Raw genomic sequence first — 15,749 nt, 5'->3', positions numbered from 1 at the left:
GCGACGTATGTCCGACTCGGACCCCGGCTAGTCATCGTGGGCGCCCTGGAGCCTGTGGCGACGTTCCTGTTCGCGCTTGGAGTAGGCGGCTGCACGGATGGCCTCGTCGCTCTCCAAGCCCGATCCCAGCGCGCCCCCCACGGTGGCGACCGACGCGACGAACCAGGACAGCGTCAGGTACTCCGTGGCGTGCAGCGGGGATCGCGTCATGGAAGCGAACACCTGGTCGTTGAGGATGAACAGGGCCCACACCAAGTTGATGGCCATCAGACCCACGTAGCAGACCAGGGCCCCGATACCCACGGTCACGACCGTCGAGGCGTTGTAGAGCCTGGCCCTCTGCCTCGCCTCCGGTGAGCCTTCTGTTGATCGATGCCACAGTTCTCCGTCCACGATCAGCCAGCCGATCATGAGCCCGACGGACCCGACCATGGCGATCACGAGGCGCGGTGCGCTCAGGGCCTCGGCAAGGCTCCAGGTGGTGGAGTCGAGGGTGGCGATGGCCCCGGTGGCGAGTGCGGCGGCCAGGGCTTTCGACAAGCCCGTCACCAACCGCCACGGCCGGTTGGCGCGGACCATACCGACGAGTACCCGCATGTAACCACGCGGTCCGCTGACGACGTACCGGAGATCGTCGGCTTCCGTCTCACCGATCGGGCCCGGATGAACAGGCTCGAGACGATCGTCTGGAGGCGGGGACGGCTGACCTAGCGGAAGTCCTTCGACCGCCGTGGTCTGGGGACCCGCCAGGCCGAGCACGGCTTCTTCGACGGCCCGCCGGGCCCTCGAATGCAGCCGCAGGCCCCCCAGCGAAGGAAGAGAGAGCAGCGCCAAGCCGTGCTCGTGATTCAGATCCACAGCGAGCCTGCGACCGTGGGTGTGCAGCGGAAGGTCGGTGAGGGCCACGACGATGTCCCAGTCCTCCGCACTCCCGCGGTCCATGATCCGGCGCATCAAGGTGGGCGGGTCCTCCGTCCCCGAGGTGAACGGCTCACTGACCACCTCTACGACGAAACGCCGCCCCTGGCCCGCCTTGTCGGCGAGCCGAGTGGAAAGTGTCCGGGCCATGCGCTGCGCGATCTCCGTTGGCGTGTACGGATCCGCCAGGAGAGCCACGACCGTAACGCCGTGAGACGACACCCGCATGACAGGAACCTCCTCGTCGGCCGCCCCGCGACCCCAAGTTCCCGCAGACGCGTCCGGGGTAACGCCTACGCCGCCTACTCCTGCCGGCCGTACCGCCGGCCTGCGCAGGCGACAGCGCTGGGCCCCGCCCGGTGTCGTAACGGCTGGTGGGCGGGATGAACCGCGTCAGCCGGCCCCGGCTGCTGCCCACCCGGCTCTCCCGCCCCGCACATCCGTCCGACAACCCCGGCGATCGGGAGGCATGGACCTGGCAGGGCGAGACAACGAGCCTGATTCGGCCCGGCATGCGCATGCGTTCACGCGCTCCCGTCGGCCAGGCTGGCTGGACAGCCCACGGGCCGGGAATCAGCCGTCCCCCGCAGCCGGAGGTTGCGCCATGACAGTGATGTCCATCGCCAGATTCGAGAGGTTCTTTCGCGCGGCCGCAGGGCTGAACGTCGACAAGAACGATCTCAAGCGCTACAGCGACTTCGTCGACGCCAAGCTCTACGATCTGCTGACCGTCGCCCAGGCCACGGCCAAGGCCAACGGGCGCGACATCATCCGTACCTGTGACCTGCCGATCACGAAGGGCTTGCAGGAGAGCATTCACCGCTTCCGGAAGATCGATCAGGAGGTGGAGATCAAACCGATCCTGGAGCAGCTCGCCACCCATCCCGCTCTGGACCGCACGCCCGATGAGGAGACCGAGGCGGCCTATCCCGACATCGTGGGCGGCCTCAGCCTCGCCCTTGGCCAGAGCTTCAATATCCTCCACCCCGACCTGAAGAACCCCCAGACCCAGCACTGGGACGAGGCCCGAGCCGTCTTCGACCTCCTGCTGTGAGTGGGGACCGGAACAGGCGGCGTGGGCCACGGCCGGGACTGCCCGTGGTCCTTGACCGGTACCGCCGAGGCGACGGCCTGGCGGAGCACGTTGTCCGGCTGGCGCCGTGTTGCCGTACGTGAACTCCGCCCAGGCCGGGCCTCGCCGGCCGAGGGAGCGATGGGGCCGACCGCTACCGCGGGGAGTAAGCGCTGGCGGTGCTTGCCTCGGGCTGTTGCCGCCGTATCTAGGGCAGGGCCCGCCCAGCCAGGGGAAACCCCAGCTCAGGGCCACACCGAGCAGTACGGCCCGTGTGCCGCCTCGTGCGGCCGATATGAGACGTCCTGCCACTTGTGCAGCGAATGGGAGGGGCGGGGTTGTGACCTGTGCATTCTCGGTGAAACGTGCGTTGACCTGCGGGAACTCGTCTCGGTAGTTCTCACGGGTCAACGCCGTTTCCCAGGCTCATGTGCCCTGGATGTGCCTTCCGGGACGTGGCTGGGGAGGCGCGTTCAGGCCCAGCTTTCGCGCCTAGGGCGCCGTGATGAGGGCAGTGATGCGGAGAAGGATCCCAGTCGGGCAGTGTCCGCGAGGCGTCTTGAGCTGTTTGGCAGGTGTACCCGTACGCATACGGCTTGAATGAACGCGGGGCCGCTGCATGCGGTCGAATCCCAGTGAGGCAGGGTGGGGGCCATGGTGACCTTGGCGAGTTCCCTGACGGGCGGTTCTGTGCGGGAGGCTTCTCGCGCCTTGCTGGAGCCGGGCGGGCAGGCCCGAACTGTTTCTATCTTCGGGGCCGAGGCGCTGTGCTTCTACCGTCTGCACGAGGGTGAGCATGCGCGGCGCGAGGAGGTCTCCGCCGCCCGGGTAGATAAGCTGCCCGATCTTGAGTGCCTGCTGACACTCCCGGTGGACGTTCCTGTTCCGCTGCAATCGCTGGACTCGCCGGCGCGGCGGGCGGTGCGAGGGCTGCCGTCGGGAGCGGTGGAGCGAGACCGGAAGACGGTCACCCGACGTGCCGTGCGGCCCCTGCAGGTGGATCTTGCTGTGGTCCGCGCTTCCGGGTGGCGCCAGGGCCTTGAGCGAGCGGGCCAATTTGCTCCCTTCTGCCGCCGGGCCATGCTCTTGGACCGTCTTCCAGCCCGACTGGATGAGGTCCTCGTCGAGGCCGACTTCTACGGCATCGGCGTGTTCGTCACATCAGGAGACGAGGTCGAGCTGGTACTGGAGCCGGAGGACTACAGGCCGCCCCGGCACACCGCTGCGGCCTGGTGGTTCGTCGAGGATGTGTATCAGCGCCTACGCTCGGCGGCGGCTGTCTGAGCCGGTGTCTTGGCGGTTTCGGGAGCGGTTGACGCCCATCGATCGAGCTGCGCCGGAGACTTGAACGCCTTCGGCTGTCTGATGGACGTGTTGATCAGTTCGTACTGATCGAGAGCTTTGCGGCAGCGGTCGAACCACCACTGCTGGCGTGCTGTGCCGGGCTTGACCGAAGTCAGGGCACGCAGCCACTCCATGAGGACCGCGACGTTGTGTGCCGCCGCTGCGGCAGGAAGCTCGCCGCGGTTGCTTGTGAAGGCGTCCAGTGCGAGCTTGCCGGCACAGGCCGAGCAGAAGCAGACCGGAGCTTCGGCGCCACCGTAACGCTTGGCGATCGTCTCACCCAGGAAGAAGGCCATCAGGTCGGGGAAGAGAACGTGCGGTGACTGGACGGGGATGCTCTTGTTGGTCTGCGCCTTTTCGCCGGGGGCGACGACGTGGCGGTAGCGGCTGCTGGCGCCGAAGGCTGTGAAGGCGGCACCGAAGGCCAGCGCGCCGAATGCCGCGAGATCCGTGCGTAGCAGGGCGGCCCCGGGAACTTCCTCGATGACCTGCTTGAGATGGCTTACGGCCTTGGCGTAACGCGCCAGGGGGTCCATCTGTCCACCCAGCATGATGGCCTTCGGCCCCTTGACCATCCGCAGGTAGGCGATGAGCTGGCGGGTCGATTCCTCGTCGCGTAGCCAGGAGACATCCACCGGAGCGGCGAAGATCACCTCTGGGTCGTCGAGTTCCAGGACACGGGTCACGGCGGCCCGGAGGGCATCGGAGTCCTCGGCCCTGATGTAGCCGGTCGGGGTCATGGGGAGCGTTGCTCCGGCGTCCCGCTGCTCGGCCAGAGACAGTTCCAGGGGATCGTCGAGGAAGAGCGTGGGCTCGACGTCGTAAGGGAAGGGGTTCTCCTCGGTCGCGGCGCTGACCTCGTACACCGCCGGGTCGATCAGGAGCGGAGCGGCGTAGCCCTCCCTGTATCGCAGGGCGCCGGCCTTCCTCACGGCGTCGGTGCCACACAGGATGAGCCCACTGCGTGCCGGGTCGACCTGCCCCTGGACGTAGCCGAGCCGGGCGGCGCTGACCTGGATCAGCATGCGGCCCTGTAGACCGTTCAGGCTGTCCGGCCGGTCTGGCGCACCCGCGGCGTCGGGAGGCTCGGTCAGCTCGGAGCGCGGACGAGGCAGCGGGGCGGAACGGTCGGTCATGGTCACCTTCGGAAGGCCGGGAATGATGATGAACCGGCGCCCTCGACGTACAGGCGCTGGAAGTCTTCAGGAAGCAGGTGCGCGCAGGCAGCCGCATCCTCCAGGGTCATCTGGCGGTCGGTCAGCAAGGTGTTGACAAGGGCAACGAGGCGCTGCGGCTGCTCAGGGAGGACATCAACAGGCTCTGCGGTCCGGTAGCCGAGCGCTGACATCTCGATCATCAGGGTGCGGTACTGCCACTCGCTGACGGCGTTGAGCGTTTGGGCGCGGCGCAGCAGCGCGCTCATGGAGACACCCCAAACCCGCTTCAGCTCCGTCAGCTTGGCCAGATCGACGCCGCCGGAGATCGCCTGCCGGATATCGGAGGCAGGCATCAAGAACTCGGCAGCGAAGGCGTCGGCCTGCTTCTCCTGCGTGGACCCTGTGCCCGGCTCGTCATGCATCACCAGGTGACCCAGCTCGTGCGCGATGCTGAAGCGACGTCGGTCGCCCGGTGCCCGGGTGTTGACCAGGAGGAGAGGATGCCCGCCCGCTTCCCACTGGCTTACGGCGTCCAACAGGTCGCTGTCCAGGTCGCGGGTGACCACCAGTGCGCCGGCATTCTCCAGCACCGCGACCATGTCGGGTACCGGACCGGGGGCCACGCTCCACTCCCTGCGGACTCGCCGAGCAGCGTCCTTCGGGGTGATGAGGTCATTCAGGGGGACCCTGAAGAAGCGATGTGGAACTGGCGGCAATGCCGCTGCGGACGCCAGGCCGTTCAGCTGAATCCGTGAGAGCGCCACATGGGCGTGCACGCGTCGCAGAGCGGAGGCAGTCAGAGCTGCTTTCTTGCGGTGGTGGACTAGGCCCACCCCGATGCCGCTGACCTGCGGATCCAAGCACAGCAACTCAGGAGGGTAGCCAAGTGCGGCAGCGTACAGCTCAAGACGCTCATGCGTGACGACGAGACGACCAGCCTCGGCTCGGCTTACGTAGCCCTGGGAAACCGGCGTTGCGCCGCCTGGCGACACCTTGGTCATAGCCGCGGCGACCTCAGCCTGCGTCAGCCCGCGGGACTCGCGCGCCAGCACGAGCATCCCGGGCTGCGCCTGCAGCTCAGTGATCGCCATACACGACACCACCTCGTATCAGACCTCAAAACAGTAGCACAAAATATTCCGTGACTGATTCGGCGTCATATAATGAAAGTAGCGCTGCAAGTGAGAGCACTCTCTGAACAGTTGATTGTGGGCGCAGCAGCGTTCAGGCAGTGGCAGGGCGCGGTTCGCCGTGGAAGACCTGTCGGGCGTGCCAGTCGCAGTGAACTGCGGCAACAGGGCGAGCACCCGGCTGGGGGCCGATGAGTGGGCGGCCCGCGAGGGCTATGACGTGGTCGCGGGCGGCGGGGCTGTGGCCGACGAAGCGTTGTGAGACCAGGATGCGTTGGTCGTCTCCCAGGCCGAGGACGCCCTTGTCGAAGAGCACGTGGTGCAGCGAGCACAGGCACAGCCCGTTCTCGATGTCGTCGGGGCCGCCGAACGCCCACCAGCGGACGTGGGCGGCCTCCAGTCCGACGGGCATCGCGGCAATCCTGCCGTCGTATCCGCAGAAGGCGCACCGGTACTCGTAGGCGGTCAGCACCAGCTCCCGCATCCTCCGGTCCCGCTGCCTGCGTATGGCCGAGAGCTGCTCGGCCTCCGCCAGCTCCAGTTCCAGGCTGACGGCTTCGCACAGTTCTCGGTGCAGGGAGGGTGGAAAGTGTAGGTCGAGCAGCAATCGCGCCATTCTGCCGAGCAGGTCCGGTTCGCGTCGCAGCGCCGCTCTCAAGTCCGGCGCGAGCTGCCCGGTGGCGCCCGTCTCCCGGAGGTCCCGTATTCCGCTTCCAGGGCTTGCCGATCCACGATCGGTGCGCACTTCCCACACCCCGTCGCTGACCAGGTGGTGGAAGGGATAGGCGGGTGTCGTCTTGTTGGGTGGGCCGTACTCGGTCAGCAGACGCTGCAAGTCCTGTTCCACCGCGGTATATCGCAGGCTGCCGTCGGCATCGTCCTGGAACCGGCCGAGGGCGTACAGAAGCAGCAGCGGCTTGTGCGGAGCGCGGGCACCGCTCCTGGTCCACTGCCTCAGCTTCGCGATCCGCTCCAGCCAGTCCATGGCGGCTGATCGTAGACGGGCCGGCCTGCTCACGTATGGACACTGCTCAGGACGGCTGCGTGCCTGTGAACGGGACGCGGGCGTGGTGCGGTTCGGGGGCGATGAAGGCCCCATCAGCCGTGACATGGAGCCCGAGGCAGGCAGGCTTCGTGCGGTGTCGGTCTGAATCGGTCAGATCCACTCGCAGCGCCAACAGGCTATCTCCACGCGACATAAGATGATGCGCCTGGGTTGGCTGTTGCCCAGGTGGATGTCTGGGGCAAGGCGCCCCTGGTGGCTTGCGTCTCCCCGAGGCGCTAGGGAACGGAGCGGCTGAGAACGGTGCACCTGCACAGCTTCACCGTGTGCGGATTCCGATCCCTCAAGGACGTCCGTGACATTCCGGTCAGCACACCTACCATCCTCGCCGGCCAGAACGACGGCGGTAAGAGCGCGGTGCTTGCCGCGCTGGCCTTCCTTGTGGGCAATGAGCAGTTGACCGAGCACGATCGTACGTACGAGCTCGACGCTTCGGATGGCGTGGACGTCGATGACTCGGCGCCTCTCCTGCGGTGTTCGACCACGTGGGTGGAGGGGCAGTTCATCCTCGACTCTTGGGAGTTGGAATCGTTCGGCTTCCCGACCGAGGAGTTGCGCGTACGGCGACGCGCTGTCAACGGTGAAGGGCCCGTCCTTGAGTGCTGGGCGCCGCTCGCGGACGACGAACGACTGCGTGACCCTTCCAAGCTGCCCCTCAACGAGGTGAGAGCCCTCGCCAAGCAGTTGCTCCCTGAGCTGTCGTCCATAAAACGCGGCGACATCGAGCCGGCCCTCTGCAATTACGGCATGGCTCACGCCTCCGCGTCGGGCTGGGTTCCTGCTCCGAAGGAGATGGAGCGCCGCATGCCCCGGCTGATGCCGTTCGACGGGAAGTCGGCCGATCCCGACGCTGCGGTTAAGACCGCGCTGATGGGCCGATACCAGGCCCATATGTCGGACCCCACGCTTGAGGGCCAGTTGCAGTCGATCGAGGCTGGGATCAAAGAGCGACTTCAGGACGACGCCCGGTCCCTGTGCGAGCACATTCAGAGTCGTTGCGACGACCTCACAGACGTTGATGTCGAGCCTGTGGTCTCGTTCACTCATGGTTTCCGGGGTGCGCCGCTGCGAATCGCCCGTACGAAGGGCGAGACCGTGGGCCTGGATCGTTCCGGCCTAGGTAGCGCACGACGAATCTCCCTGGCGATCTGGGAGTGGAACAGCCAGCTGCTCACGCGCGAGGAGTTCGCCGACGTCGACTCCTCAACTGACCTTGAGGCCGCCGAAGATGTCCCGCCTCCGGTACAGACGATCGTGATCTACGACGAGCCGGACACGCACCTTGACTACAGGCACCAGCGCAAGATCATGCAGCTCATCCGTGACCAAAGCGCACTGCCCCATGTGAACGTAATCGTCGCCACCCATTCCATGAACCTCATCGACGGTGTCGACATCGCCGACGTCGTGCATCTCCGACTGGAGTGCGGACGGACGGTGATCGAGCGGCTGGGGGCCGACACCCACGACGACATCGACGTGCACCTGGGGCGCATGGCCGCAGCGGTCGGTCTTCGAAACTCCGTTCTGCTGCATGAGCGTTGCTTCCTGGCTGTCGAGGGCGACACCGAACAGCGGGTGATCCCCATGCTGTTCCGGCTGTCTGAGGGCCAGTCTCTCCAGTCGGCCGGCATCGCCTTGTGGGCGTGCTTCAACAATGAGGGGGCCCTGCACCTCGCTCACTATCTGGTCGCGCATGGCCGCTCCGTGATGCTCATGGTGGACGCCGACAGCCGCACCTTGCCCAAGGGGCTCTTCAAGGAAGTCCGACTCCAACAGTTTTTCGGCAGTGCATTCAGCGATGTTGTCCGTTTCGTGGGCGAGCCGGACGCCTTCAATGAGCTGGAGGAACTGTTCCCGGACGACTTGTGGGCCGCGACCGCCAACGAACTCTGGCCGAAGGACGGCGAGCCGTGGACCATGGACGACTTCACCGCTCAGCGCGGCAAGAAGTTCAGTAAGGAAGTGCTGAACATGCTCCGCAATGACAGCCCGAACGGGCCCAGCGGCAAACCCGACATGATGTTCGGGCTGGTGAGCACGCTCACCAGCCCTGATCAGGTGCCCGCACAGTTGCGGGAGATCTTCGGCGAGATCAGAAAGCTGGCCGCAGGGTAAGAGCGCGTAGGGCTGACCTGGTCTCACTGGTACCGCCGCGGCGCCGCCGCCGTGCGAGCATGCGTTCCTTGCGCTGTTCCAATGTCGGCGGTTCCCACTTGTGCCAGCCCACCGGAGGCTTCCAGCGCTGCGCATGCTCCCGCGCCTCAAGCCCACACCATCGGCAGCCATTCGGAGCAGGTATGCGCTGGTCAGGGCCATTTTGCTGGTCAGTCATGAGTCTCCCTCCCCCACATCCAGAGTCTTCCCTATGGCACTGACATCACCCCTAGCCGACGAGAGGTACATTCCACGCTAAACCGGATGAAATAGGCGGGCTACCCGAGCCGATTCTGTTATCTCCGTCGCATTGGCAGCGCTTGTTCGGTCTCAGCTGCATCGCACTGTGTGCCCGCTTACCTTCGTACACCGGCGGTGATCGCTGTCCGAATAAGGCCAGCCTTCTAGCGGGTGGGTCGGCAGCGTAGCGCTCAACGCGAGGCAGCGGACGTCGGAGGGGGCCTGGGCTTTTTCTTGACACATCAACTGAAGGCGAGTTCACGGAAGGTGCTGCGAACCTCGGTCAATGGTCCACGATCTCTTGTGTAGTAAAGCTTGTTGGTCAGGAGCACCGCCCAGCGGCCCCCGGTGGGGGAGATCCACATGCCTGTGCCGGTGAAGCCGTAGTGCACCCAGACGTCCTCCTCGGCGGTGGTACCGGGAGCGGGATGCCAGAACAAGCCACGAGCCGGCTGGAGCTCACCAGTCTCGATGGTCAGCGAGTGTGTGATCCACTCGCTGCCGAAACCAGCCCGCACATGGGACGCGGCAGGGCCGAGCATGTACCGGAGGAAGATGGCGAGGTCGTTGAGGACGGTGAAGACGCCGGCGATGCCGCAGACGCCGCCCAGAAGGCGGGCAGAGAAGTCGTGGGCGACTCCCTTGAGGTGGGTGTCGGTGTCCTGGTCGAGTTCGGTGGGAGCGCAGCGGGCGGCGAGGTCGGCGGGCAGGGGGCCGAAGCGGGTGCCGGTCATGCCCAGCGGGTGCCAGGTGCGGGCGGTGGCCAGCTGGTCCAAGGGGCTGCCGGAGAGGTGTTCGGCGAGGTAGCCGAGGATGAGGGCGGCTCGGTCGGTGTACTCGACGGCTTCGCCGGGTGCCCGGTGGAGTGCCTCGTGCAGTACTCCGCGGCGGATGTCGTCCGGGTTGGTGCCGTAGAGGTTCTTCAGCTGGGCTCGCAGTGGGACGCCGGCGGTGTGCGTCAGCAGATGCCGGGTGGTGACGGCTCCGAGTGGGTGCCCGGTGACCTCCTGCCAGAAGCTGCCGAGCGGCTGGTCGAGGTCGAGGGTTCCGTCCTCGTACAGAGCGCCGACTGAGGACCAGACGGCCAGGATCTTGGTGAGGCTGGCGGCGTCGAAGACGGTTTCGGCGCGCATCGGCACGTCCGGCTCGTCGGGGTCGAGGACGCCGGTGGCACCCTGGTCGAGGATGCCGGTGGCATCGCCGAGGGCCCATACGGCGCCCGGGTACACCTTGTCGCGGACCCCCTCGTCGAGTAGGGCTTCGATGCGGTCGCGGTCGTACGTCATGGTCTCCCTCTTCGCCGGGGTGTCCCGTCGGTCAGCGTAGTGACGTTCGCGGAGCGGTTCGGGTAGTGACGTGTCGGGGCGTCTCTCGGTCGGTTCAGGTGAGCTGTCGGCCGAGGTCGGTCAGGGATCGTGCGGTTGCCGAGAGGGGGTAGCGGGCCGCATTGGCATAGCCCGCCTGGCGCAGGGCGGACAGCAACCCAGGGGTCTTCATCAGCCGGTCGAGATCCCGTGCGAGGGCGGCGGAGTGGGTGAAGTCGGTGGTCATACCGGAAGCGGCGAGCGCCTCGCTGAGGCCGGGGACAGGCTGGTAAAGGACGGGGAGCCCGCACGCTTGGGCTTCCAGCGCGACCAGTCCCATGGCCTCCAGGGTGGTGGACGGCACGACCAGCACATCGTGTTCGGTGAAGGCTTTCCACAGCTGTGGGCGGCGTAGCCAGCCGAGGTAGCGGACTCGTAAGCCGGCTCGTTGCAGCAGCGGGGCCAGTGCGTGGAACTGGGCTCTGGGCGCGGCGACGCTCAGCTCGACACCGGGCACCGGGGCCAGACTCTTGATCAGGGCCTCACCACCCTTTTCGGCGGTCAGGCGTCCTGCGTACAGGAGCCGCAGGTGGCTGCTGGAGGTGCGTGCCGGCCGGGCGGGTGGGGCGGTGAGCAGGTGGTCGGGGATGCCCCAGGGGATGTGGGTGATCTTGCGGCGTTCGATCTGCGGGGCGAGCTTGAGGAGGCGGTCGGCCATTGCGTTGGTCGGGACCACGATGGCGTCGGCGGCCCTGGCTGTTTCGCGCAGCACTTGGAGCTGGTCTCGGTGGGTCTCGGCGAAGAGCAGGTCCGTGCCGTGGACGAGGGCGATCCGAGGATGCGTCGGCAGAGCGCGGATGAGGGCAGGAGTGGCGCCGAATGCGAGGTGCTGCAAGTGGAGGACGCCGATCTGCGTGGGATCGAGTATGGCTGTGAGCGCTCTGCGCAGGGTGGCGACGTAGCAGCTGAAGGCCGTTCCTTCCAGACATTTGCCTGCTACGGGGAGCACGCTGAGTCCGGCGGGTGGCCGAGGAGCGGGACCAGGTGGTGCGAGCATGAAGGCGCGAGCCGGGATGAGGGGTTGTCGGCCGGTGTAGAGGTCGAGGAAGAGCTCGACGCTGCCGCCGGGGCTTCCAACGGGGAGGTCCAGGAAGGTGGCAGCCATCGGGCCGGTGGCCGAGCGAGCGTTCACCGCGTGCCTCCGTCGATCTCCTCGTAGAGGCGCGAGACGTCGATGCCTTCCGTGGACGCGTACTTGGCGGGCTGATGCTGGTAGCTGGCCGGGGCGCCGAAGGCAGTGAGGAAGACGAGCTTGCCGAAGGTCATGCCCGGATACACGCGCACCGGTCGCGTGGCGCGGATCTCCAGCGTCCAGCGGATCGCATGGCCCTGGTGTCCGAGCGGAGCCGAGACGTGAACCCAGATGCCCAGGGACCCGGTGGCGCGGTCGCCGTTCAGTAGCTGCGCGTACGTCTCCGAACCGGTCCGCTCCAGCGTAATGCCGAGGTAGAGCAGGTCAGGGCGCAGTACGAGGCCGGTGTCGGGGATGGGCTGCTCGCTGAAGGCGGTGGGGGTCGCGGCGTCGAGGTCGCCGTCGCAGACGCGGATCGTGTCCCCGAGCCGCCAGTCGTAGGCGTTGGGGGAGAGGCGGCTGGGTTCGTACGGGTCGATGGTGATTTCGTCGGCCTGGACGGCGGCGGCGATGGCAGGGCCGGTGAGGATCACGATGCCACTGCCCGGAGTCGGGCGAGGTCTCGCCAGTAGGCGGAGGGCTGCGGTCCTGCGGCGGCCTGGTACTTGCCGCGGTAGAGGTCGATGGCGCCGGTGGAGACGAAGAACATGATCTGCCCGATCTTCATGCCCTCGTATACGCGCAGCGGTCGGATCGGGGTGAGCATGAGCGTCCACTGGCCGTGAAAGCCGATGTCGCCGATGGGGGCGGTGATCTCGACGAACAGGCCGAGGCGTCCGACGGAGGAACGACCGAACAGCAGTGGCACGAAGGTGTCGGAGCCGACCTCTTCGAGGGTGTGGCCGAGGTAGAGCTCGCCTGGCTGGAGGATGTGCCCGTCCGAGCCGATGCTGGTTGCGTTTGTGGGGTTAGGCCGGTGTGGGTCCAGGACCGTGCTCGTGTAGGTGATCAGGGTGGGGCCCAGACGCACGTTGTAGCTGTTGGGGTTGACCTGGTCGGCGGCGAACGGGGTGATGCGGAGACGGCCGTCGTGAGCGGCAGCGGTGATCTCCGGGCCGGTGAGGATCATTCGCTGTCTCCTTCCGCGGTGTCGGGAGCGGTGAGGACGTGCTGGACGGCCTGGTCCAGGCGCAGGCCGGCCTCGTGTGTGCGTCCGCCGAGGTAGGTGTCGGCGAGGTAGTCGGTGGTCAGCACGGTGGTGATGGCGTCCGGCAGGGGATAGGGGGCCGTGACGAGCGGACCGGACTGGGCGGTCAGATCTGACAGCAGGCCACGGAGGTCGCTGCGTGCCGGCTCAGGTACGTGGGCGTGCACCAGCTGGTTGGCGAACGGCTCGATGGAGAGCAGGTCGCCCTGGGTGAGTGTGTCGCCGAGCGGGACGGCACGTAGTGCCGTCCCGTTGAGGATGACCGTGTCTGACCCGAGTGCCGCACGCAGGCGGGCGGTGAGCTCCATGAGCAGGCTGCGCCGGTCGAGGGGCTGGTGGCGGTACGCCGAACTGATCGGGCCGAGGACGGCGGCCAGCTGCTGCTTGACGTTTTCGATGAGGGAGCGCAGATCCTCAAGCTCCATGGGAAAGCGGCTCGGGACCCGATTTGGGAAGGATGTAGTGCCGGCACCCCATCCCGTGCCTACGGGTGTCGCGATCGCATAGCCATCGGCGAGTTCCCGACCCTTGGTGACCAGGGTGCCGTCGACTCGGACCGGTCCGTACTGATTGCTATGGCAGTGCCCGGCGAAGACCACGTCGAGGGACGGACAGGCTGCCGCGAGTTTCCGGTCCTCGTCGAAGCCGGAATGACTGAGCAGGATCCAGCTGTCCACCTCGTGATGGTGGGCGAGAATCACCTCGCGCAGAGACGGCAGGGGATCGGTGACGCATTGGCCGGCCCGCTGGGCAGCCGGGATCGAGTGGAAGGCTTGCCGGCCGATCACAGCGGTTACGCCGACGCGCCGTCCATCGATGTCGGCGATGTACAGGCGGCGGAACAGAGCGTCGCCGGTGTTGGCATCCACGGCATTGGCGCAGACAGTGCGCTGGTGAAGGTCGGGTTCGAAGTAGTGGGGCCAGCCGTGGTTGCCGGGGGCCAGCACGTCGTACAGCCTGAGCAGGATCCCCCGCTCGATCGTGCCGCGGGCGAGGCGGTAGTACCCGCTGCCTTCGAAGAAGTCGCCGCAGTCCACGATGAGGGAAGTCGGCTGCAGGGAGTGGAGGTGGGTCAGGAACGGCGCGGCGTTGTCGAAGGCAGAGTGGACGTCCGTTGTGGCGACGATCTGGCGCAGGTTGCGCCCGTCGGTGGTCATGGGGTGACCTCGCAGATGTCGGCACCCAGGGTGTGGAGCTTGCCGGGCAGGTCGGCGTGGCCGCGGCGGAGCTGGTCAAGACCGCCAAGGGTGGTGACGCCCTGGGCAGTGAGGCCGGCGACCATGAGGGCGGATCCGGTTCGGATGTCGGTGGCCTCCACGCCCGTCCCGGTCAGCCGTTGAGGACCGGTAAGGCGGCACTCGGTGGGGGAGATCTCCTCGATGTCCGCCCCGAGGCGGGCCAACTGCGGCAGAAGATTGCCGTGGCGACCTGGGTTGATGGCGTCGGCGAACAGGTGGGTACCGGGTAGGCCGAGGGCCAGTGCCATGAGTGATGGTTCGAAGTCGGCGTCCAAGCCGCCCGGGCTGAGCGAGGCGGTGGCCCGTAAGGGGCGGCTGGCCAAGCGGCCGTCCTGGGCGTTCACGGTGAGAGTGTCCGCCTCGCTGACGGTGGAGATGCCCAGTCGGTGCAGGGCGGCCACGAGGGGGCCCAGGTCGTCGGCGCGCGCGCCTCGGATACGCGCGCTTCCGCCGGTGGTGGCGACTGCACAGGCGAGTGTCCCTGCCTCCACCTTGTCTCCCGGCACTACCCATGTGGCGTCGCTCGGTGCCGAGGGGGGCGGCGAGAGGGCGAGCAGGCGCTCGCCGGCCCGGGTTTCCCATCCCGCCGCCTGCAGGGCCTCCAGCACGTACAGCACTTCCGACGAGAGATTGGGCTCGCCCAGCCGCAGAGGCCGGCCGGTGGTGACGGCTCGAAGCAGGGCGGCCACGGTCGCCCCGCGCGAGCGGAACGGCAGCACCAGGGACACGGTGCCATAGCGACGTCTGGCGGCCTCGACGCGATATCCGGAGTCATCCAAGACACTCCGGTCGCCGAATGCCTCGTACACCTTGAAGTGCAGATCCATCCCGCGTGCGCCGATCCGGCAGCCTCCCGGCCACGGCAGCCGTGCCTCTCCGTGCCGGGCGAGCAGGGCCGGCACCAGGTAGTACGAGGCACGGATACGCGCGGCCTGGGGCAGGTGGGGGCGCACGGGCTGGTTTTCAGTCGGCAGAATCACCGCCGCAGTCGGCTTCCCGACCGGCTGCGCTACGTGCCAGCCCGACTCTTGGAGCAGCGCGAGCATGGTCTGCACGTCCGTGTTGGCAGGGATGTTGTTCAGCCTCACCGGACAGCCGAGGGCAGCCGCGGCCGCCACCAGCGGGAGCGCCGCGTTCTTGGAGCCGTCGACAGTCACAGTGCCGGTGAGCGGTGGGCCCGGACGAACGGCGATCACCTCGGCGGCCACGCCGGGGACGCGAGTGGTCGTCATCAGTAACTCCTCTGTGCAACAAGGGGGGACACGATCGGATGGTCCGGATTGGTGGGCAGTGCGATCTCGGCCCAGCAGCACTTCCCGACCGCCGCCGGCTCGACGCCGTATCGATCCGCGAGCGCGGCCACGAGGAACAGACCTCGGCCGCTCTCGCTACACGGATCCGGGAGACCCGGCCGGGGCAGCTCCGGGCAGTCGTCGCAGACTTCGATCCGCAGTGACTGCTCGTCGAGACGGACGGACAGGGAAACCGGGCCGGCTTCGGCATGCCGGACCGCGTTGGTGACGAACTCACTGATCACGAGCTCGGCGGTGTGCACCACCTCGTTGCCCAGCACCGTGTCCCAGCCCTCTATCGCGTCCACGGCCCGGTGCCGGGCGGCGGTGACCGCGGTCGGTGTGGCGGATACGGAGAGTGCGAACTGGTGCGCTTTCACGAGCTGCCTCCAGGGTCGGTGCGGCTGCTCCAGGCAACCGCTCCGGAGGCAAGCGGGACCATGCCGTGTGCCGGGGCCGCATCACTTATGCAGGAGCTGCATCGCGGCCAATCGA

General features: G+C 67.2%; 14 protein-coding genes. 3 read left to right on the top strand and 11 right to left on the bottom strand.

Going from position 1 to position 15,749, the window contains the following annotated elements; all coding sequences use genetic code 11:
* Nucleotides 1-27: 27 nt before the first annotated feature.
* On the bottom strand, nucleotides 28-1,146 hold the full coding sequence (locus tag ACH4B3_RS04230) for a hypothetical protein (protein WP_393516748.1): 1,119 nt from the start codon (nucleotides 1,144-1,146) through the stop codon (nucleotides 28-30).
* Nucleotides 1,147-1,522: 376 nt separating this feature from the next.
* Between ACH4B3_RS04230 and ACH4B3_RS04225 the strand changes: the two genes are divergently transcribed.
* Both ACH4B3_RS04225 and ACH4B3_RS04220 read left to right on the top strand, forming a co-directional pair.
* The gene (locus ACH4B3_RS04225; protein ID WP_398461156.1) at nucleotides 1,523-1,972 is read left to right on the top strand and encodes a DUF1931 family protein; all 450 of its coding nucleotides are present in this window, start codon (nucleotides 1,523-1,525) and stop codon (nucleotides 1,970-1,972) included.
* A gap of 672 nt (nucleotides 1,973-2,644) precedes the next feature.
* On the top strand, nucleotides 2,645-3,274 hold the full coding sequence (locus ACH4B3_RS04220) for a hypothetical protein (RefSeq protein ID WP_141658515.1): 630 nt from the start codon (nucleotides 2,645-2,647) through the stop codon (nucleotides 3,272-3,274).
* Here ACH4B3_RS04220 and ACH4B3_RS04215 read toward each other — a convergent pair.
* The 3 genes from ACH4B3_RS04215 to ACH4B3_RS04205 all read right to left on the bottom strand — a co-directional run bounded on the left by ACH4B3_RS04215 (nucleotide 3,244) and on the right by ACH4B3_RS04205 (nucleotide 6,606).
* Nucleotides 3,244-4,470, bottom strand: a complete 1,227-nt coding sequence (locus tag ACH4B3_RS04215; protein ID WP_390093961.1) for a hypothetical protein — start codon at nucleotides 4,468-4,470, stop codon at nucleotides 3,244-3,246. The genes ACH4B3_RS04220 and ACH4B3_RS04215 overlap by 31 nt on opposite strands.
* Nucleotides 4,471-4,472: 2 nt before the next feature.
* The gene (locus ACH4B3_RS04210; protein ID WP_390093960.1) at nucleotides 4,473-5,582 is read right to left on the bottom strand and encodes a helix-turn-helix domain-containing protein; all 1,110 of its coding nucleotides are present in this window, start codon (nucleotides 5,580-5,582) and stop codon (nucleotides 4,473-4,475) included.
* Between the two features lie 133 nt (nucleotides 5,583-5,715).
* Entirely contained in the window at nucleotides 5,716-6,606 is an 891-nt protein-coding gene (locus ACH4B3_RS04205; protein ID WP_390093959.1) for a phosphorothioated DNA-binding restriction endonuclease, read from the bottom strand.
* Between the two features lie 321 nt (nucleotides 6,607-6,927).
* On the opposite strand from ACH4B3_RS04205, the gene ACH4B3_RS04200 reads away from it, so the two are divergent.
* A complete protein-coding gene (locus ACH4B3_RS04200; RefSeq protein ID WP_390093958.1) occupies nucleotides 6,928-8,802 on the top strand; it encodes an ATP-dependent endonuclease in 1,875 nt (624 codons plus the stop codon).
* 521 nt (nucleotides 8,803-9,323) lie between these two features.
* On the opposite strand, the gene ACH4B3_RS04195 is transcribed toward ACH4B3_RS04200, so the two are convergent.
* From ACH4B3_RS04195 to ACH4B3_RS04165, 7 genes are all read right to left on the bottom strand, one after another.
* On the bottom strand, nucleotides 9,324-10,367 hold the full coding sequence (locus ACH4B3_RS04195; RefSeq protein WP_043381463.1) for a serine hydrolase: 1,044 nt from the start codon (nucleotides 10,365-10,367) through the stop codon (nucleotides 9,324-9,326).
* A 94-nt stretch (nucleotides 10,368-10,461) separates the two neighbouring features.
* Complete coding sequence (locus ACH4B3_RS04190; RefSeq protein WP_390094087.1) at nucleotides 10,462-11,550, bottom strand: glycosyltransferase family 4 protein; 1,089 nt, start codon at nucleotides 11,548-11,550, stop codon at nucleotides 10,462-10,464.
* A 23-nt stretch (nucleotides 11,551-11,573) separates the two neighbouring features.
* The gene (locus ACH4B3_RS04185; protein WP_043381459.1) at nucleotides 11,574-12,110 is read right to left on the bottom strand and encodes a dCTP deaminase domain-containing protein; all 537 of its coding nucleotides are present in this window, start codon (nucleotides 12,108-12,110) and stop codon (nucleotides 11,574-11,576) included.
* The gene (gene dcd, locus ACH4B3_RS04180; RefSeq protein ID WP_073725492.1) at nucleotides 12,107-12,646 is read right to left on the bottom strand and encodes a dCTP deaminase; all 540 of its coding nucleotides are present in this window, start codon (nucleotides 12,644-12,646) and stop codon (nucleotides 12,107-12,109) included. Before dcd ends, ACH4B3_RS04185 begins: the two co-directional genes overlap by 4 nt.
* Nucleotides 12,643-13,881: a metallophosphoesterase gene (locus ACH4B3_RS04175; RefSeq protein ID WP_398461155.1), complete on the bottom strand. Its 1,239-nt coding sequence runs from the start codon at nucleotides 13,879-13,881 to the stop codon at nucleotides 12,643-12,645. The genes dcd and ACH4B3_RS04175 overlap by 4 nt, the downstream gene beginning before the upstream one ends.
* The gene (locus ACH4B3_RS04170; RefSeq protein ID WP_398461154.1) at nucleotides 13,878-15,194 is read right to left on the bottom strand and encodes a UDP-N-acetylglucosamine 1-carboxyvinyltransferase; all 1,317 of its coding nucleotides are present in this window, start codon (nucleotides 15,192-15,194) and stop codon (nucleotides 13,878-13,880) included. The genes ACH4B3_RS04175 and ACH4B3_RS04170 overlap by 4 nt, the downstream gene beginning before the upstream one ends.
* Nucleotides 15,194-15,634: an ATP-binding protein gene (locus ACH4B3_RS04165; protein WP_398461153.1), complete on the bottom strand. Its 441-nt coding sequence runs from the start codon at nucleotides 15,632-15,634 to the stop codon at nucleotides 15,194-15,196. Before ACH4B3_RS04165 ends, ACH4B3_RS04170 begins: the two co-directional genes overlap by 1 nt.
* Between the last annotated feature and the right edge of the window lie 115 nt (nucleotides 15,635-15,749).

It is taken from the genome of Streptomyces sp. NPDC018031, assembly GCF_044327625.1.
GTDB lineage: Bacteria > Actinomycetota > Actinomycetes > Streptomycetales > Streptomycetaceae > Streptomyces.
The sequence above is the reverse complement of the archived record's forward strand: the minus strand, read 5'-3'. Positions and strand labels throughout refer to the sequence as shown.